General features: G+C 36.7%; 17 protein-coding genes. 2 read left to right on the top strand and 15 right to left on the bottom strand.

The window, feature by feature from the left end; translation table 11 throughout:
* Nucleotides 1-461: 461 nt before the first annotated feature.
* The 6 genes from M0P98_06785 to M0P98_06760 all read right to left on the bottom strand — a co-directional run bounded on the left by M0P98_06785 (nucleotide 462) and on the right by M0P98_06760 (nucleotide 7,493).
* Nucleotides 462-1,580 (bottom strand): alginate export family protein, encoded by a 1,119-nt coding sequence (locus M0P98_06785; protein MCK9266568.1) that lies wholly within the window; start codon nucleotides 1,578-1,580, stop codon nucleotides 462-464.
* A gap of 436 nt (nucleotides 1,581-2,016) precedes the next feature.
* Entirely contained in the window at nucleotides 2,017-3,927 is a 1,911-nt protein-coding gene (locus M0P98_06780) for a hypothetical protein (GenBank protein ID MCK9266567.1), read from the bottom strand.
* Between the two features lie 230 nt (nucleotides 3,928-4,157).
* Nucleotides 4,158-4,364, bottom strand: coding sequence for a hypothetical protein (locus M0P98_06775; GenBank protein MCK9266566.1), 207 nt, complete (start codon nucleotides 4,362-4,364; stop codon nucleotides 4,158-4,160).
* A complete protein-coding gene (locus M0P98_06770; protein ID MCK9266565.1) occupies nucleotides 4,352-5,353 on the bottom strand; it encodes an acyl-CoA dehydratase activase in 1,002 nt (333 codons plus the stop codon). The genes M0P98_06775 and M0P98_06770 overlap by 13 nt, the downstream gene beginning before the upstream one ends.
* A 29-nt stretch (nucleotides 5,354-5,382) precedes the next feature.
* On the bottom strand, nucleotides 5,383-6,498 hold the full coding sequence (locus M0P98_06765) for a hypothetical protein (GenBank protein MCK9266564.1): 1,116 nt from the start codon (nucleotides 6,496-6,498) through the stop codon (nucleotides 5,383-5,385).
* Nucleotides 6,498-7,493: an acyl-CoA dehydratase activase-related protein gene (locus M0P98_06760; GenBank protein ID MCK9266563.1), complete on the bottom strand. Its 996-nt coding sequence runs from the start codon at nucleotides 7,491-7,493 to the stop codon at nucleotides 6,498-6,500. The genes M0P98_06765 and M0P98_06760 overlap by 1 nt, the downstream gene beginning before the upstream one ends.
* Nucleotides 7,494-7,798: 305 nt before the next feature.
* On the opposite strand from M0P98_06760, the gene M0P98_06755 reads away from it, so the two are divergent.
* On the top strand, nucleotides 7,799-9,394 hold the full coding sequence (locus M0P98_06755) for a radical SAM protein (GenBank protein ID MCK9266562.1): 1,596 nt from the start codon (nucleotides 7,799-7,801) through the stop codon (nucleotides 9,392-9,394).
* Nucleotides 9,381-10,031, top strand: a complete 651-nt coding sequence (locus M0P98_06750) for a DUF2085 domain-containing protein (GenBank protein MCK9266561.1) — start codon at nucleotides 9,381-9,383, stop codon at nucleotides 10,029-10,031. Before M0P98_06755 ends, M0P98_06750 begins: the two co-directional genes overlap by 14 nt.
* Before the next feature lie 7 nt (nucleotides 10,032-10,038).
* Here the strand turns inward: M0P98_06750 and M0P98_06745 are convergent, their stop codons facing one another.
* From M0P98_06745 to M0P98_06705, 9 genes are all read right to left on the bottom strand, one after another.
* Nucleotides 10,039-10,632 (bottom strand): hypothetical protein, encoded by a 594-nt coding sequence (locus tag M0P98_06745; GenBank protein MCK9266560.1) that lies wholly within the window; start codon nucleotides 10,630-10,632, stop codon nucleotides 10,039-10,041.
* Nucleotides 10,633-10,645: 13 nt separating this feature from the next.
* Nucleotides 10,646-12,670, bottom strand: coding sequence for a hypothetical protein (locus M0P98_06740; protein ID MCK9266559.1), 2,025 nt, complete (start codon nucleotides 12,668-12,670; stop codon nucleotides 10,646-10,648).
* 330 nt (nucleotides 12,671-13,000) lie between these two features.
* Nucleotides 13,001-13,663 carry a type I 3-dehydroquinate dehydratase gene (locus M0P98_06735; protein MCK9266558.1) on the bottom strand — a complete coding sequence of 221 codons (663 nt, stop codon included), beginning with the start codon at nucleotides 13,661-13,663 and terminating at the stop codon, nucleotides 13,001-13,003.
* A gap of 345 nt (nucleotides 13,664-14,008) precedes the next feature.
* Entirely contained in the window at nucleotides 14,009-14,662 is a 654-nt protein-coding gene (locus tag M0P98_06730) for a histidinol phosphate phosphatase domain-containing protein (GenBank protein ID MCK9266557.1), read from the bottom strand.
* Nucleotides 14,655-15,050, bottom strand: coding sequence for an Asp23/Gls24 family envelope stress response protein (locus tag M0P98_06725; protein ID MCK9266556.1), 396 nt, complete (start codon nucleotides 15,048-15,050; stop codon nucleotides 14,655-14,657). Before M0P98_06725 ends, M0P98_06730 begins: the two co-directional genes overlap by 8 nt.
* 30 nt (nucleotides 15,051-15,080) lie before the next feature.
* Nucleotides 15,081-16,433: an acetyl-CoA carboxylase biotin carboxylase subunit gene (accC, locus tag M0P98_06720; protein MCK9266555.1), complete on the bottom strand. Its 1,353-nt coding sequence runs from the start codon at nucleotides 16,431-16,433 to the stop codon at nucleotides 15,081-15,083.
* A gap of 28 nt (nucleotides 16,434-16,461) precedes the next feature.
* Entirely contained in the window at nucleotides 16,462-16,914 is a 453-nt protein-coding gene (gene accB, locus M0P98_06715; protein ID MCK9266554.1) for an acetyl-CoA carboxylase biotin carboxyl carrier protein, read from the bottom strand.
* A gap of 14 nt (nucleotides 16,915-16,928) precedes the next feature.
* Nucleotides 16,929-17,483 carry an elongation factor P gene (gene efp, locus M0P98_06710; GenBank protein ID MCK9266553.1) on the bottom strand — a complete coding sequence of 185 codons (555 nt, stop codon included), beginning with the start codon at nucleotides 17,481-17,483 and terminating at the stop codon, nucleotides 16,929-16,931.
* A gap of 247 nt (nucleotides 17,484-17,730) precedes the next feature.
* The coding region (locus M0P98_06705; protein MCK9266552.1) for a hemagglutinin repeat-containing protein at nucleotides 17,731-19,831 on the bottom strand (2,101 nt) is incomplete at its 5' end.

Here is a 19,831-nt window from a genome sequence, read left to right as displayed (position 1 = left end):
TTTTATAATACCCTGTAATCAAAGCGATTACAAAGGTTATGGCAGCGTTATTGTTGCCATAACCTCCTGGGAAGGAAGTCTCTTTTTCATTTTACCATCCTGAACTTGTTTCAGGATCTCTAATGTAACTCGCGTAACAGGAGTAGTAAAAACGAGATTCCGGATCAAGTCCGGAATGACATTCCTTGTAATCCTTCTCCCTATTCCCTTCCGCCTTCGGCGAGATTGTTACCAACCTTGGTTGCAAACCCCCGAGGATTACTTCGCAAACCTCGGGGGATTGCTTTAAATTCTTCGCAAAGACGGAATGGGGGAAAAAGCCCCCCCTCACCCTTGATCCCTCTCCCCCTTGGGTAGAGGGCAAAAGCTGGCAATCCTCGCTTTTTTCCATACATAAAAAAGAAGAGGGGGACTTTTTCAAGTCCCCCTCATTTAAAACTTTACTTCTTGATTAGTTCAGTTTAGAAAGCAAGTTTCATAGAACCAATCAACTGCCATGGATTCTCATCTACTCCAAGATTATCCTCAATGTTGCTTCCAGTGAAGAGAATTCCAAGGTCAAGACCAAAAGTTACATCTTCTGTGTAAGCATAAGTGAAACTAAGGTCAACTTCATTACCAAAGCTTTTGCTAACTCCACCTGCTGTTTCCAATGCTCTGAGGTTGAACAAATCAATACCAAGTCCAATTTTCTCAGCTGGATTCATTCCAAAACCAAGGTTAATAACCTGAAGTCCGGTTGTTCCATCAAAGAAGAAACGACCGAAGCCATCCCCTGCCTGGAAAAGAGTAGGATAAGCAATTTTACCAACTCTGGATGCTACGTTACTTGGGAACATAGGGATCCACATATTGATATCGGTTGAACTATCCTGTCCACTGAAATAGGAGTATGCAGCTGTAAGTGTTGGCTTTATTTCACCGCCAAAAGAGAAGCTACCACCAAGCAAACCAGCCCATCCTTTAAAGTCAGGTTTATTTCCAAGAAGTTCTGCACTACCGAACTGTTTTGCAAGTTCGAGTTTCAACTTTAAGTTTTCCATTGGAGCAAGACCTGCTCTTGCACCGAGGGTCATCAAATTAAGATCTACGTCTTCAGCATCAGCCATTCTCAGATATGCAAAGTATGGTTCTAAGCAGAAGTTACCATTGTCATACTTTCCAGACAGACCATAAAGATCAACATCACCTACTGGAATTCCAAGTCCTGTCAGTCCGTAAGTTTCAATGATTTTTGCTTTGAAAGCACTAATAGTCATATCGCTTCCAGGGAAAGCGTAGTCAACCTTTATAGCATCAAAGGCTTTCTGCTGACCCATATCAAGAGCTAATGTTCCAATATCTGCGCCAATGTAATCGAGTGCTCTATATCTGCTACCAACTACCAGACCTTCACCAATCTGTATTTCCTGTCTTCCAACTGTTAAGTCAAACCCAGGAGCCAGAAGGTCAGCAAGTTTTACATAAGCGAGATCAACTATAAGGTTACCTTCAATGTCTCTAAGATAATCGCTTCCGAAATCTCTTTCGTTAATCAATCTGATCATTGCAGAAACGTTATCTGTAAGATCTGCTGCCAAATACACTCTTGTTCCCATATATGTGAAGTTCATAGGATCTAATGCATTCCCAAATCCAATATGGTCACGATATATCATTTTTACATCTATATCTCCGCCTACTTTTACATTTTCGACTGCGGCAAATGTTGGAACTGCCATTGCGAAAATGGCTACTACAACTGCCAGCTTAACTAATCTACTTCTCATTATTGTTCTCCTTTAGTTATCTATGTCCATCTGATTCTACCATTACTCGGTTTCCTCAGATATAGCTGTATTCATCGTGCTCATCATCCCTCGCGTTTATCTCTGGTCTAAGCCCTTTTTCACCTGTCACCTCCTTTACGGCTATATTAAACCAAAGCACAAAGGAATAACTACTTATATGTATTATACCTCAGGCAAAACATTTGTCAAGTTTTCAATATATATTTTACAACCTAAATATTTTTTGTCAAATACTCTTAATTGAAACATTTTTTTCTTTCCGTAAAAAAACAAAATATAAAGCAAAAAGTAATGGTAAAAAAAGCCCCTTCAAGGTAAGGTAAGCAACAAAAACAAATGGAATAAGCATACACCTTGTCAAGAACATCAATAATGGTTGACCCTTGATAACGGAGGCTATTGCAGGACTTTTAGCATAATAACTCTTAACAAAAGCTCTGCCTAACTTATTTGTAAGAAGGTATTTATCTCTAAATTCACGGAGTGTCTTTACATAAGGTGCAAATGGACTTCCAAAAGCTGCTGTTGCTATAAAACAATTATCTCCACCACCAGAAACTTCATCAACTTTCCAAACCTGACAGCCATAAAAAGGGTTAGAAGTTCCAACAAATAGCCCTTCATTCGTACTTTTTAGAACCCGTCCACCATAATTATATTGGTCTTCAAAACCGTCTGTAGTAACAGGGGACCATTTAATACCGTCAGAACTTGCATAAATATCAAACCCTGCATCATTTTCAAGTACCACTTGGAACCCTTCAAGAGTTTCATAAAACCTGTTTGCTGCTTCAGGGCTATAACCAAGCTCCTCAAGAAGTTGAGGAGAAACATATTTGAGAAATATTCTTATATCAAAAGTAGTAAGATATAATTTACCTTTATGCTCCTCCAACCACCATATATACTGGTTCAAAGAAAAGTTTTTATCCTCAAGAACAGTTCCTTTTAGAAGAAGTTTTTGCCTTAAACTCTGATTAAAAAATCCAGCCCCATAATTACCGAGCCGTTTTTCAAAAAGAGGGTTTCTATCCAAATCTCCGATAATAAGTTCCCAATTATCGTCCTTATCAAACCTGTAAAGTTGTGCACCTTTATTGTTAGTTGCATCAAATTGTCCTAAAATAATAGATAGATGCATTTCTGCCATTGAACCCACATAAACATAATCTTTAAAAACTCCTGTTGCGGTTGCATTATTGTAGAGGTCGCCCATACCTGCGGGATATTTTGCCCCATCAACACTACCTACAATCGGCTGCCAATTCCATCCACCACTCTTCTGGTTCTGAGCTCCCTTATAGACAGAAAATCCTCCCTGACCTGCAGGTCCACCTGCAAGAAAAGCATACAAATAATTATTAAAACTTAAAACCTGCCATAAAATATTGGCTGCAGAAAAATTTTCATCGTCAGAAAAATCTTTTTTAGAAGCGACCTGTGTCCAACCTTCAAGAGATGTATCATCACCTTCGCCTTGCTCTTCTGGTAGGTTGGTCATATAAATATTGTTTGTAAAAGTACCTATTACAAGATTATCATTATGAACTGCTATTGCTCTTAAAGGACCTTCTCCAAGAGCATCCATCTCGTTCAACCTCATAACCACAGTAGGTACATCTGTTTCTGGATTAAATTCGGAAGGAAATTTAAGAACCTTACCTCCAGGAGTTATCCCAGAACCCATATAGGTTGTAACCATATATAGTGCTGTCTCACCTTCAGAGTCTGTATAAGTTTTTGCTCCTCTATATGCACTTGCGCCTCTATACACTTCTTCCCACTCTTTTGTTCCATCCAACTTATACCTAAAAACTCTGCCCTGATTATCAGTAGCAACACCTATATCTCCCTGAAACAACTCTTCTATCTGCCCTTGGGTAAATCCCGCAATACTCAAAACGTTATATATCAAATTTCTATTACATCCCACATATAGATATTCCCCGTCTGGTTGTGATAAAACATCCATACACCAAGCATAACTATTTTCTCTATCCCCTCCCGGAGCAAGACCATCGGGCTGACCAGAAGAATTACCTATATTGCTAACCCTACTTAAAACTGCCGTACTACCTACAACACTATACAAAAATATTAGACCAAAAATTAAAAGACCTTTTACTTTTTTTAGCATTTGCCTCCTCAATTGTTAAACCTACCTTTTGAATATTTATATTTTTCAAGCGGCAGACAATTATACCATAAATTTAAATTTTTTCTCAAAGAATCTCCTCTTTTGCCTTCTATCCCTCGGGGGTACTCGGGATAAGCCCGCACACTTTGTTATCAGTAGTAAAAACGAGATTGCGGATCAAGTCCCTCGCAAAGACGGAATGGGTAGAGGGCAAAACAAAGAAGCAACAATTAAAGCCAGAGTAATCTATCAATAAGTTTATCAAAAAAATAGTAGACCTTTTTTATTCTTTTTTTAGGGATAACCCTCCAAAGGTTATCAGGGAAAAAAAGAACAACTTCAGAAACTCTAAACCGTTTTTTGTAGAAGAACCTTCTTCTTATAACAAAAAAATATTTTTTTACTATAAAAACAGGTGTAACTCTTATATTGTCCATTTGCCGCACCTATCTCCCCATCTAGCTACAAGTTCCCCTTTTTCTTTATTTACGCAAGTAATCTCACATTTATTGGGGCATCCTGAACAGTTGAACCCTGCTGTCACAAATTTTTCATCGCTAACAGAAAATCCACAAAAAATAGTTTTTAAGTTATTCTCTTCAATATGTGTTCTTGCAAGCAATGCCGCACCAATGGCGCCCATAGTAAGAAAATATTCTGGAACAATAACTTCACAGCCGAGAGATTTCTCAAAACTTTTTCTAATACCTGAATTTGCTGCAACACCTCCTTGAAAAACAAAAGGTGGCAATAAGGTTTTACCTTTACAAAGATTGTTAAGATAGTTCCTAACCAGTGCCTCACATAAACCGTTAATAATATCTTCTTTGGGATATCCCATCTGTTGTTTATGAACCATATCCGATTCAGCAAAAACAGTACACCTACCTGCTATAGCAACATCCACAGTTGATTTAGCAGCATAATCCCCAAACTCCTCAATAGGTATCCCCAACCTATGTGCTTGATGGTCAAGAAAAGAGCCAGTACCAGCAGCACAAATTGAGTTCATAGTAAAGTCGGTTATTATCCCATCCTGCATTAGTATCAATTTACTATCCTGCCCGCCAATCTCAAGTATAGTTCTTACCTGAGGAACATAATAAGAAGAGGCAACAGCATGAGATATTATCTCTGTTTTAGCAAGATCCGCTTTCACAAGCGACTTTATAAGATACCTTGCAGAACCCGTAGTACCAACAGCTTTAATACTGGAACCGCTCTCTCCAAAAACCTTCCTTAAATTAGCAAATCCTTCTTGGACAGATTTTATAGGGGACCCTTGAGTTCTTGCCCAGGTAGCATAAACCAATTTCATATCTTCGTTTACAACAGCAAATTTGGTAGAAACACTACCAACATCAATGCCTAAAAACATATTATTTGTAACATTTTTTAGGTCTATTTTTTCAGTACTCTGTGACATCTTCTTTCTTTCTCCCATTATAAATATTTTTATTTCTTAACAATATCTCTCAAAGAACGTTTTTTAAGTAAATCAACGTATGCCTCAAGACGCGTAATCAACCCTGCCTCCCCTGAGTGTTCATCAAAACTAAAAAAGAAAGGTGGTAAATTAAAATCACCATCACCATACCATTTTGTTATTATAGCTTTAGCTGTAATTTCAGGCATACAAGTAAATGGATATATGTGAACAAAACCATCAAACTTATCTTCTTGAGAACTGGAAATATAATCCCCCAAAACCCATATCGCCTCCCCACCTATATCCATCTGCAGCCCGCCTTTTGATCTATTTTTCTTATTAAGGTATTCAAGGTATTTCCTATGAAAATTTAAGTGGAATTTATGTTTAACCCAATCATACAAACTTGTACCCATATACACCTTACATCCAAGTTCACCAAGTTTTCTTTTAATATTCTGGTTAGAAAACTCATCTACAGCAACAAAATTTTCACCAGTCATTTTAACCGACACAACACTTCTCTTCTTATCCGTTTTTATATCAGAAAAGAGAGTAGGTATTTGTCGCTTTAACCTTTTAAGTTCAGCATATTTTACAGCAGTATCTATTAACAACAAACACTTTTTCAACACTTTTGTTGTTTCACCTTTATTTATCTCATAACATCTTGTGGCACCTTCACATTCTTCTGCAAGTTTTATTAGATACAACTTCATAAGAAAAACTCTTACAGTTTTAGATATATTTTTGAAAGAAGCAAGTTTTTTATCCTCACATATAGATTTAAGAAAATCTACCCACTCAAAAGTTAAAAGATCTCCCTGAGGCAGATGTATCATTTCAAAATTATAACCCATATCCCTTAAAATACGTTCTTGGACGGCATAATAAAACCCAAATCTGCAAGGACCGCAATCTGTTGCCATAACTATGGTCTTTACCCCTGATTCAAGAGCGTCAATCATATTAGAAAGGGTTACCTTAAAAGGAAAACATACCCATTCTGGAGAGTTTTTTAACCCTAATTCAAGTTGTTTTACATTGCTTTCTTTAGGAACATAAACCTCTGCACCCATATTCTCGCATAAAGATTTAAAAGCAGGCCAACCGTTACCCATATGTGGAAAAGATACAACCATTATCCTATTTTCTCCCTCTGTTTCTTGAAAGCAACCATCTCTACGAAAGATTCAATACGGGTTATTAACCCGGCTTGCCCAGAATGCTCATCTATCACCACACATATATATGGCATATCTACTGATTTTGCATTTCTTGTTACAATTTCATCTATTAAAGAGTCTGGTCCACAACAAAAACTGCACAGAAAAACAATTCCATCAACAAATTTTTCTTCAAACAAGTAGTTCAAAGCAGACAGAATTTCTTCCTCGTTACCCCAATAATTTTTAAGTGATTCATTTATTGTTGTCTCACCTTTGAATATATGAGAAGGAAGATTTTCCATAACAACAGTTTTAACATTCATCTTTTCAAGTTTATTCAACAAGTCCATATTTACAAACGGGTCGTGAACATTATATTCATGCCCTATTATAGCTATAGAAACTTTTGAGTCTAACATTTTTTCTGCAAAAATATCTTTTGAATCGTTTTCAGATATTTTTAGAGCCTCTTGAAATGAAAGACCATTTTCCATTCCAGAACAAAATCGGTGGTAACTACGCACAGCATATTGGTATGCCGACTTTACCTCTCTAAAAGATTTACCAAGAGCCCTACCAGTCTCAAGAGCAGAAAAAAACTTTGGTTTCTTTCTAATATCAACACACATCTCTACAATTGGAGGCAACCCATCCACAGTGCCTCTTATAAGATCAGGCAAGCCTAAAAACTTGGGGCACATATAAGTATCTGCAGTGAAAGAAACATATCTTGGAGTAAATAGGTAGTCTACATTTTTTTTTAAAATATTGACAATATGCCCATAATAGAGTTTCAAAGGGATACATATCTCATCTATTGCGTACCTATTTCCATCTTTAAGTATTTCGCTGTTAGTTTCATCGCTAACAACCACTTCCAAACCAAGCCTTTCAAAAAAGGCTTTCCAGAAAGCAAAATACTTATAATATAATAAACTTGCAGGAATTCCTATTTTTTTCTTTACCATTGTTTTTGTTTAATATTGCTGACTTCTCCTCTTCCATTTTATCACCTTGAACGCCCAATTTTGTCATCCTAAACTTGTTTCAGGCTCTCTAACTTAACCCACGCTTTTTGCTTGTCTTACGAGGAGCGTCTTAGCCAGAATACTTTATGAGGGATTGCGATGTGGTAATCCTCGTCTTTATCCATACTACCCTTCCTCAAAACACTCAAAAACAAGAAAATTTTTGATTTTTAACGGCTTTTATAATACCATATATCAGCAAACATCTCAATTATGTTACAGTAACAAATAAAAAAGGACACAGAATGAAAAAAATCTTATTTACTATGGCTTGCGGTCCTTATCCAAGGATTGACAATACTGATAGTATGGACTTATACACAAGCAGGCTAACAAAAGGACAAGAGTTTTTCACTCTTAAAAGTTACTACCCTGCTATGCCTGTTTACCTTCTTGCCCAAAATGTTTCAATACCTTCCGTAGCCCTTGAATATCCATCCTTTGAAGAGTTTGTTGAAGAAGTAAAAAAAGGATACGACTATATCGGTATAAACTTTAACACTATATTCTTTGATGCTACATATAAGATGTGTAAAGCAATTAAAGAGTTATCTCCAAAAACAAAAATAATTCTTGGAGGTTACGGAGTTACTTGCCTTAAAGAAGATTTTCAAGAAGAGAAAGAACTTCTTAGTATGGCTGACTATGTATGTCACGGAGAGGGAATAAGTTTTGTTAGAGAAATTCTTGGCGAACCAACAGACGCAGAAATTAAGCAAGATTTTCCTACCTCATACATATATTCAATGGGAGAAAAAGTTGCTTTTGATAACGCTATATCTGCTTTAGGTTGTAGAGGTGCTTGCGAGTTTTGTTGCACATCAGCTTTCTACGATTACAAAAAAGTAAGGATAGTCGACCCTGAGGCACTCTGGAAAATTGTTAAGAAAAAACTTCTGGAAAAGAGTAGTTTCGTATGGATATATGACGAAGATTTCTTTGCAGATGCTGATTACGTAAGAGAGTTTGGGGATATTATAAAGAAAGATAAAGATATTCTGCCAGAAAAAGTAAGTTGGGCTGGTTTTGGAAGTATAAGAAGTTTATCCCAATATACCATAGAAGAACTTGTTGAGATGGGCGTTTCTGCTATATGGATAGGAGTTGAATCAAAATTTTCTAAACTCCCTAAAAGAAAAGGAAGAGATATAGGAGAAACCTTTAAATCTTTAAGAGAAGCAGGTATCCAGACCGTTGGTTCTTTTATAATTGGCTGGGATTTTCAGACAGAAGACAATATTCTTGAAGATATAAACTATTTTGTTGATTTAAAACCTACCTACACACAAATTTCAAGCCTTATGCCCTGCCCCGAAACAAGATTATGGGACAGATTAAAAAAAGAGGGCAAACTATATACCGATAATTTCAAATGGCATAACCACCATCTATACTCTATAATGCACAGACATACCAGCATAAAAGATGAAGATGTAATAAAATATGTCAACTTAACCCAATCCCTTCTTTATCAAAGGAACGGACCATCGTTTTCAAGAACTTTTGAGGTCAACCTCAATGGTTATAAGGCAAGTAAAAAGAGTAAAAACGAAATTATCAAGGCAAAAGCACCTCTCTTTGCATCCTGGTGTCATCTTATATTCCCTGCGTTACTTGCAATAAAATTACATTCACCCACTCCTGAATTGAGGAGAGATATTAAAGAATTGAGAGATTCATATATAAAAGAATTTGGAAATCCGCCCTTTCAGGCTAAAGTTAAATCAGTTCTCTTTTTAATTTATTCAAGTATACTAAGAATCAACCATTTCTTTACAAAAAACAGGCCAGGGAAAGAAAGGTCATACACAAAACGGTATACATATAATGGGGCTGAATAGTGTTATTAATAGATTTATTTCTTTAATATGTCATCAACAAACCTTGAGATGCTTTGAAATAGGAGACAAAACCTTACCACTATGTACAAGGTGCACAGGTATATATGCTGGATTTCTTATTGCCTACCTTTTTTTATGGATTATATCAGCAAAAAAACGAATCCTTCGACTTAGTAAAAACGTTATAATTGTTTCACTTCTAATGCTATTTGTTTTCATAACTGATTCCCTGTTTTCATTCAAAGGAATTTTAGATTTAGGAAATAATATAAAGTTTTTATTTGGCTTACTTGGAGGCGCATCTTTAGGAAGTTTTGCTTTTGGGATTTTGAACTACTCATTAAGAGAGAAGAGTTATTTTGCTAATATATATTTTTCACTCAAAGATTTTGTTTATTTAATAATTGTTATATTAGTTTTATTCTTTTTAAAACTCCTCTTTAATTATTCGTTTTTATTCTACTTTTGGAAAATTTTAAGCACCTTGGGACTACTCTTCACTTACATAACAGTAAACTTTACTCTTATAACAGTTTTCTGGCAAGGGAAATATGATACAAAATTCAAAAAACAATCAATTTTATATACCTTTCTTCTTATTATAATTGAGTTTTTTATTATAAAACTCATTAGGTAGCAAACCCTTAAAGAAAAAGAAAATGAAGCACCACAAAAGTCACAATAACACCCGCCAAGGCTCCTGTTACTAGTTCAGAAAAATTGTGTGCCTTGCTTCTATATCTAACCCAGCAGGAGAGTGGCAAAAGAGGGACAAGAGGAGCAGAATTAGCGCCAAAAACAAAGAACAAGCCAGTCAACATACCAGCAAAACCAGACATATGAATACTTATTTTATAAAAAACATTTACCCACCAGATAACAAGTAACAATGCCGTAGAAGCAAAAACAAGACCTATTATTATGGTAGGAGCAGAAATTTTATAAAGTATTAACAGTCCCATAAGATAAAATAGAGCTATTGCAGGAAAAGCTTTATTTCTATCCTCTTTTTTAAACAAATGAACATCAGGTATAAATTTCAACTTGTAGGCTATTAAAAGGTATAGTATGGGCAATGCCGACTGCGAAATAAAGCATACTGCAAAAACCTGTAACGCTTTAATAGGTTCTGGAATAAGTTTTAAACATACAAACGCAAAAAAGAAAGCAGTTAAAACAATAGGGCTTGTCATATCAGCTACCATTCGATAAAAAATATCAAGAGCATTTTTTTTCATATCTTTATTTTGTTTAAGGTTGTAACGGAGACTCATCTCCTATTACTGAATCATAAATATTTGTGTAATAATCGTGAATAAAAGCACCACCTACAAGTTCAAAAGTTTTCTCATCTTCAAGTTCTACCATAACAATAAAAGTTAATTCCCCTTCATCACTCTTACCTATAGATTTTAATAGTTCTTTAAGAGAGACCTCTTCTCCTGTTTTAGCAACAAAATACTTGTAATTTACTCCTTTATCTCTAAGGTATGCAGAAATTCCAGAGAAGTCCAACCCTTTATCATTAGCTGAGTTTCTCCAGATAGTTAAATTTTCATCATCAGTCCTTACAGATTTTATATATACACCAACAAGGTTAGGGCTATTCAATAAGTTCATATTAGCAAGAGTAAAAAGATTCTCCTCAAGGAGAGGTACTCTTATTGGCTGTTCAAGTTTAAAACCAAGAACACTCTCAGCAAGAAGTATCTGGCTATTACCTCCAAAAGCAGGGAATTGGTCATTATAGGTATCTATCAACCTAAATCCATTATTCTTTAAGATATGTTCAACAAATTGTCTATCTGTAACATTATCGACCGCTGTTTGAAGAGCATTCTCACCAGTATTAACAAGCACATTAGCATCAAACTCATCTATAAAATTTATATGAACAAGAGGTAATCCAGTTTGAGGGTCTTCTGTAATTCCATTATCATTGACTACTATTCCACCCTCTTTTTTCACCTTAGGTGTATAAAAAGCTACATCAGAAGGACTGTCTTGTATCAATGTTGCATGAGAGGTAAAAAGAATATCTATACAGAAAGGATATGTAGCATCAGCTATTACAAAGTACATTTTAGTATCTCCAGCACCATTAGCAGGTAAAGAAACATCTCCAACATCAAACGATTTAGAATAAAGATTAAAAGTAATTTCTGTATTAGGGCTTATATTCATCTTTGCAGTAATTGTTTTTCCATCCCATAAAATCCAACCATCATTTGTCAATTTATCTATAAGATTCTGGTTGTTAGGGTCAACAGCTAAATAGAGGGTTGAAGGCTGTGAAAGATTAAAAGTCAAAAAATCTTCATCCTCACAACCTGCATCATCAAGTTGTGTTCTCAAAACCCCTCTACCTCTAATTTCTGAAGGAAAAGAGTTAAGTCTATAAGAAGTCCCTGTTACATGATAAATCTGAGAATTAAGACGAAGAACCCCGATATTGTTTTGATCATAATCACCAACAGCATTTTCTGATGCAGATATATTTTTCATAAGACCAGATACAGCCATCGTGAAATCAAGGGTGGTCTTAAAATCCATACTATTCCAATTTTGAGGGTCTAAAAAGAGAGAAAAAAACTCTTCATACGAAATTCTTTCGCCACCTTCATAAACAGAATTGTATAACTGCTGATTCATATACGCTTGAAATTGTTCTTTTCTAATAAACAACCTTACCAACGAAGGTATGCTATCATAAAAAGTATCTATCATTTCCTGAGCACCATCTTTAATTTCTCTTTTATAGGTTCCACCAGAAGTTATATAAATATCACTATCTATAATACCGCCACTAAGAATTCCAGATACTCCTGTACCTGCTCCCAATGCGTTGACAATATTCATTGCAATAAAAATGTTTTCAGGAGATTCATTTAAAAAATCTACTGTTTTCTGGGCAAAATTCATTCCTCTCGGATGTAATGCTACTGAAATTCGGGCAAGAGTTTCTTGAGTATCATTGGGTTCTACCACCAACATAAAACCATCTTCATCATAACAATTCAACCAGAAGAAAAGCCCAAAAAGGGAAATTCCTTCTGGATCATCAGGAAGAGGATAAAAACTTCTGTCTAATGCTCCAGAAACAGGGATATAGTCCCTGCCAGAGGATGATAAACCCTCTTCAGAAAAATAAAGAGTTCCTTCAGGTAAAGTTGGTAAAAATGCCTTAGTAGAGCCTCCACCACCACAAGCAATACCCATAGCAACCACACCAATTAAAAGAAGTAGCGCATATAATTTGTTAGTTTTTTTATTCATTTTTCTCCTTATCCTTAAAATTATACATCTTACAAATAATCATTGCAAATATTTTTCATATTGTTACCCCATTCCTTTTCGCCTTCGGCGGGATTGCCACGCTAAAAAAACGCTCGCAAAGACAATCTTTCCTTATTTGCCTCTCCTCTTGGGGGAGAGGATGCAAGGTGAGGGGGGGCTTTTGTGTTTTCTTCGTTAAAAAAGTATGTGTCTACGAACGAATACGAGGTGCTAACCGACGCTTTTTGCTTGTCTTACAAGGAGCGTCTTAGCCCGAATGCTTTCTGAGGGATTGCGACGTGGTAATCCTCGTCTTTATCCGACGTTTTTTTACAAACTAAATACTCTCTTTACATAATCGAGAGAAACCTGCCCCGGCGCTGTCGTTTTATTAAGCGAAATATAAGTAAAAAGCGACCCTAAATATATTGGAGTAAAACGTTCTACAAACGAAACGCCCATTGGTGTGACAATGATAGGAAATTTTTTGGAATATTTATGAGTGAAGGAGAGAAGTGAGAAAAACTCATCTTTTGAGTTAACCATTGTGGCTATTTTTATAATATCTGGTTTTAATTTTATTGCACTACTATATACCTTATCAAGATTTTTCAAAGAAGGCGTCTTTACAAAATTGTGGTAAGACAAAACACTCTTCTTACCCTTGTTTTTAACATAATCAACAACCTTTTCAGATATTGAACTTTTAAGTTCTACATCAACATAATCAATAAAGTCCAAAATGTTTTTATATATCTCAAACCTTTCTTTTTCTGTGATATTTAGCCCTTCGTTTTGACTCTCTTTCTTCCACCTTGCCGTGCCTATAACTTTAACGTCTTTAACAGGCAGAGAAAAGGAAGGAGTTAGTCCCTTCTTCAAAAACTCATCTACCCTCAATTCCACCCAACCAACATATTTTAAAGCGTTTTTGATTGAAGTTTTATTCTCTTCTCCAACAAGAACAAGAGCAAGTCTATTTTTTGTTATCATTTTCCTTTTTTTCTCTCTGAATCTGTTTTTGCGAGCCGTCCATTTTGTTATCCTAAACGCCCAACCCTGTCATCCTGAACTTGTTTCAGGATCTCTAACTTAACCCACGCTGGTAGCAAGAAAAACGAGATTCCGGATCAAGTCCGGAATGACATATAGAGGGAGTCTCCCATTTTATCGTTACGGCTTTCGTTTTTGGTTAAGTTGCTAACTGCCCCTCCACCTACGCTACAATGCAAGCTTCGGCGGACAAGCCTCATCCCATTAAACTCTCTGCAAACTCTTGGGGACTTACTACCCCAAACATCCCTCGAGGGGAGAGGGCAAAATAGAGAAGCATAGCAACTATCGGCTTAACAACTTATCAGACAGGCGGGCACTATTCTCTAACACCTCTCTCACATCTTCCATTTTTACACCAGCAGAAAGAATAAGTTTTTCTGCTATCGAATCATTAATAATATTTTCAGGTGAATGAGTATCTGTATTTAAGACTATAGGAAACCTATATTTATACCATAATCTTACTATATGCCCGTTAGAAAAGGCGTGCCCTTTTCTACCAGAAATTTCCACAGATATCCCTCTATCTGCAGCAAGTTTTGCGTCTTCCTCTGTCATTAAACCAGGATGTGCCAGTATATCTATCTCAGAATTGAGAGCCCCTCTATTTGTTCCAACCATAACTGGCTCTGTTATTGTTTCCCCGTGAACAACAACCAATTTTGCACCTAATTCCCTTGCAAAAAGAGCCATTGAAGAAATTTCGCTTGGGCTTATATGTGTTATTTCCGCTCCCGGTATTGCTTTAATTTTCATACTCTTATTTATATTTTCGCATACTCTACATATTGCGGGCACTACCATTTCTACATTAGAATAATCTATATGGTCGGTTATACCTATTACCTTATATCCGTTCCCTTCTGCTCGCCTTGCAAGTTCAGAGGGGATAAGAACACCGTCACTTAAAATCGTGTGGGTATGTAGATCAATCATTCTCTTCTCCTTCTTGCTCTTCATCTTCTTCCGTCTTATTCTCACTCTTCTTTGGTGGCTGCACACCTTGCACCACAACATCGACACTTGCTACTTTTAAACCAGACATTTTTTCTACTTCTTCCTTTATTGATTTCTGAACCAAGTATGTCACCTCGGGAATATTAACCCCATATTCCACTATAATACAAAGTTCAAACTCTACCTCGTCTTCTCCAACTACCACCTTAATTCCTGCGTCCTGTTTTTTCCCAACCAATTGCGCAAGCCCCGCAACAAAACTTGTAGCTATCTTGTTTACACCTGGAACATTTTTAGCTACTATCCCTGCAATAGACGCAAGAACATCGTTATCTATCTTAACATTTCCGTATTTTTCTTCATCCATTTTTTCCTCCGCAATCCTGAGCCAATATTACTAAGTTTTACTACTTTCTGATTCAAGGAAGTTTTCAAGCCACTTTACACTATACCTTCCACTCAAAAATATAGGGTGAGCAAAAATTTTCCTATAAAGAGGTATTGTTGTTTTTATACCTTCAATAACAACCTCATCAAAAGCTCTCCTCATACGGTCGATTGCTTCCTGTCTATCTCTACCATAAGAAATAAGTTTCATTACCAAACTATCGTAATATGGTGGTATGGTATATCCCTGAAAAATATGGGTATCCACCCTTATTCCTGGTCCACCGGGTATAATAAGTTTTTCTATCCTGCCGGGAGAAGGCATAAAATTGTTCAAAGCATCCTCAGCGTTTATACGACATTCAATAGAATGTCCATTTAATTTTATATCTTTTTGTCTTATTCCAAGCTTATCCCCTCTTGCAACAAGAATCTGGTTCTTTACCAAATCATATCCAGATACCAATTCTGTTATAGGATGTTCAACCTGAATCCTTGTATTCATCTCCATAAAATAAGGGTTGCTATGAGAATCTACAAGAAACTCAATAGTCCCAGCACTTTTATATCCAATTTTCTTTGCAAGAAGATACGCATATTTATATAATTTTTTACGCAACTTGTTATCAACAAAAGGTGAAGGGCTCTCCTCAATAAGTTTCTGGTGCCTACGTTGTATAGAGCAATCCCTCTCTGGAAAAACAAGAATATCACCTTTTTTATCACCTATCAACTGAACCTCTATATGTCTTGGTCTCTCAAGAAATTTTTCTAAATATAAGGAATCATCTCCAAAAGACAATTTTGCTTCTTCCTGACAGGTATGCCACGACTTTTGAAACTCCTCAATATTGTTAACACGCCTCATACCCCTACCACCACCACCAGAACTTGCTTTAACAATAACTGGAAACCCAATCTTTCTTGCGTAATATAGAGCTTTCTTATAATCGTTCTCTTCGCAACCAGGTATAACTGGAACATTAAAAGATTTGGCTGTCTTTCTTGCAAGAGATTTATCTCCCATTAACTGTATGTTTTTAACAGAAGGACCAATAAAAGCAATCCTCGAAGCATTACATATCTCTACAAAGGGTACATTTTCTGCAAGAAAACCATATCCAGGGTGGACAGCTTCAGCTTTTGACATTTCTATAGCACTAACAATGGAAGGAATATTTAGATAACTATCTTGTGGTGAGGCAGGTCCTATACAAATTTTTTCATCAGCAAGAGTCACTGGAAGAGAATTTTTATCGGCTTCAGAAAAACCTATAACTGTCTTTAACCCGAGTTCTCGGCAACTTCTAAGCACCCTTAAAGCAATCTCACCCCTGTTAGCAATGAATACTTTTTTAAACATCTTTTTTTCTCAAGCTCTCATAAGATTTTTATAATTGAATGATAAAAAGAACCTGCCCATACTCTACGGGCTTTCCATTTTCAACTAATATTTCTTTGACTGTGCCGTTATGTTCAGATTTTATTTCATTCATTACCTTCATTGCTTCAACAATACAAAGAGTATCGCCCTGCTTAATACTCGCTCCTAACTCGACAAACGGCGGACTTTGAGGTGAAGGCGCTTTATAAAAAGTGCCAACAAGCGGAGATTTAATATAGACAGCATTCTCTAATTGTTGAGAAGGACGTTTATATTCTTCAAGAATTTCTTCATGTTTAAGTTCAGGTATCACTTGATTATGTTTAACCGTCTGAGATTCTTTCTGAATAGCACCTTTTTTACCCATAGTTAAAGAAAAATCGCCTTTTTTTATCTCCAGGTACTCCAAGTCATACTTCTTCATAAAATCGGCATATATTTTTAATTCTTCAGGCTTCATTTTATCTCCTAAGATTAAACGCGAGTGATATATTCACCAGTGCGGGTATCTACCTTGACAACATCGTCCACTTCAACAAAAAGAGGTGTCTGTATTTCAAGACCTGTCTGAAGTTTAACCTTTTTTTTACCTCCCTGAACAGTGTCTCCCCTATGTCCAGGTTCTGCTTCTATAACTTTTAAGTCAACACTAATTGGCATCTTTATATCAAGAACTTCTCCATTATGAAAAAGTCCAGTAACTTCAAGGTTTTCTGTAATATATTTACTTGCATCTCCAATAACCTCTGATTGAATAACAACCTGTTCATAGGTGTTGTTATCCATAAAATGGTATCCTTGTGAATCTTCATAAAGAAAAACGAGAGGGGCTTCATCGACATATACAGGGCTAACCTTAACATCTGACCTGAAAGAATCCTCAAGAGTTTTTCCTGTTCTAATATCTTTTGCTTTTAGCCTAACTAAACCTCGTCTCTGCTGTTGGTGAGTGTGAACAGCATACACAACTACATAAATATTACCTTCGTATTCAAAAACATTTCCTTCTTTCAAATCCAGTACAGTCATTCTTCTCCTTGTTTATTCTACTTTCCCATTCTTGCGCCTTCTCTGTTATTGCGAAGGAACGCCTTATGTAACTGCGGAAATCTCAATCAACCCTCCTCTCCCCTAGGGGGAGAAAGCAAAAAGATGCTCCTCTTATCTTTTTTATTTTATCTTCTATATTTTACAATTTTATAGAGAAAAAATCAACCATAAAAGAAAAGGGCAGCCATTCCTACGACTGCCCTTTCCAATATCTTTAATTACAACCTTATCTTTTGCTTATTATATAGTCCAGCGCATCGTCCAACTCTTCGTCAAACTCCCAGAAAGCTGGTCCGAGCTCAGTCCATCTGTAATCCAAGAGGTTAAGCAAGACTTCGAGCCAGAAAGTATCTTCACTACCTATCATAATAATGCTTGGAGATACTGCTCTAAACCATTGAGGAGACCTCATTCCACCATTCTCTCTTCCGTTGAAGAAGATTAGACCAGGAGATACAGGTAAATTCGGACATGCAAGAAGAACATCTCTCGGCTGAACTATCCCGTCTATCCCAACAGATACAAAGAAGGACTCATCTGAAGCGTAGACATAAAGGTCGCCAGGATTAATGTTGACCTCTACTGGATTATACCCAGAACCGTCAGGATTGCCGTCAAATTCTCCAATAGTTCCGTTGAAGGCAAACATTCCACTCGTATCGGTTGCTATCACATCATACGGAGTTACATCGTTTCTATCAAGGATAGAGCCGATTGTTTGAATCATTACTTTTCCGTCTGCTTCAACTGTTCCAGCAAGAAGCATATCTCCACCTGTAGCATAGTCAATATCGTTAAGGGTGCAGTTATCAAATCTGATATACCCATTTTCCAATCTTACCATACCACCTGGTGCTGAGTTAGTTACTCCAAGCACTTCAAGATCGCCTGCAACTAAGGTATTGTTCCTTACCCAGATATCTCCACTTGTAGTATTTTCAGCAGAGAGGGTTTCTGCCTGAGTTTCTATTGCATCGGCAGTACCTATACCGTTTACAGCGGAAAGGACTACATCTTTTGCTAAGATATTTACCCTATCATCATTATTATCAAAGATAGAACCACCTGCGGTTATATCAACGGCATTTCCAGCTTCAATATATCCAAGATAGACATCTTCACCAGCAACGAGAGTTGCATCTCCACCTGCAAAGACAGCTGCATTTTCGCAGATTACTATATCAGTGCCAGCGTCAAGATAGACATCATTACCTGCATTAAGGAACGAATCCAGGCATATTCTTATATACCCGTCTTCTGCAATGACACCAATATCATTACCAGCGGTGAGAAGTGTATTTGTGATAATATCCACGTTTGTTTTAGCGTAAATATTGATATCGTTACCTGCTTGAATATCAACGGTATTGAGATTCACATATCCATTGAGAGCATTTATATTTGCATCAACTGCTGTAATATCGCTCTTCAATATATCTACATTTTCTCCAGCTGTTGCTGTTAAGGTTGTACCTGCTGTCAACTCACTGCGACTTACCATTATATCTACACCAGCGGTTAAGTCCATCTCTCCAGCGGTGGCTTCTATTTCGCTACTCTCTATATCTATATTTCCACCTGCATCTATTCCTATATCAATTGACGCTAAGAGAGTGCTATCGGTTATATCTACATCGGTTGCTGCCACCACATCTATTGCACCAGTAGTTGAATCTATATCCACACTTTCCATATTTACATAACCAGCGGTGGCTGTTATTGTAACATCTTCTCCTGCTAACAAGTTGCTGGTAAGCATATCTACACTATTTCCTGCTGTTGCTGTTAAGGTGGTACCTGCTGTCAAATCACTACGACTTACCATTATATTGTCACCTGCATCAATATCCATCTCTCCAGCGGTTGCTTCTATTTCGCTACTCTCGATATCTATACTTCCATTGGTTGCGGCTATTGTTACATTTTCACCAGCAGTAATTTCACTTCTGAAAATATCAACATCATTTTCTGCGTCAAGAGTAACGTCAGTACCAGCAGTTAAGGTTGAGAGAACAACCAAAATGTTATCCCCTGCTGTAATATCCATTTCTCCTAATGTAGCGTCAGCTTCCACTGTATTTAGAACCACATTTCCAGTTGTTGCTTCAACGAAAATATTATCGCCAGCTGTAACAGTTGTAGCAAGCATATCTACATTGTTTCCTGCTGTTGCTGTTAAGGTGGTACCTGCTGTCAAGTCACTACGGCTTACCATTATATTGTCACCTGCATCAATATCCATCTCTCCAGCTGTGGCTTCTATTTCGCTACTCTCTATATCTATATTTCCACCTGCATCTATTCCTACATCGGTTGCTGCTAAGAGA

It is taken from the genome of bacterium (genome assembly GCA_023230585.1).
Taxonomy (GTDB): domain Bacteria; phylum Ratteibacteria; class UBA8468; order B48-G9; family JAFGKM01; genus JALNXB01.
The sequence above is the reverse complement of the archived record's forward strand: the minus strand, read 5'-3'. Positions and strand labels throughout refer to the sequence as shown.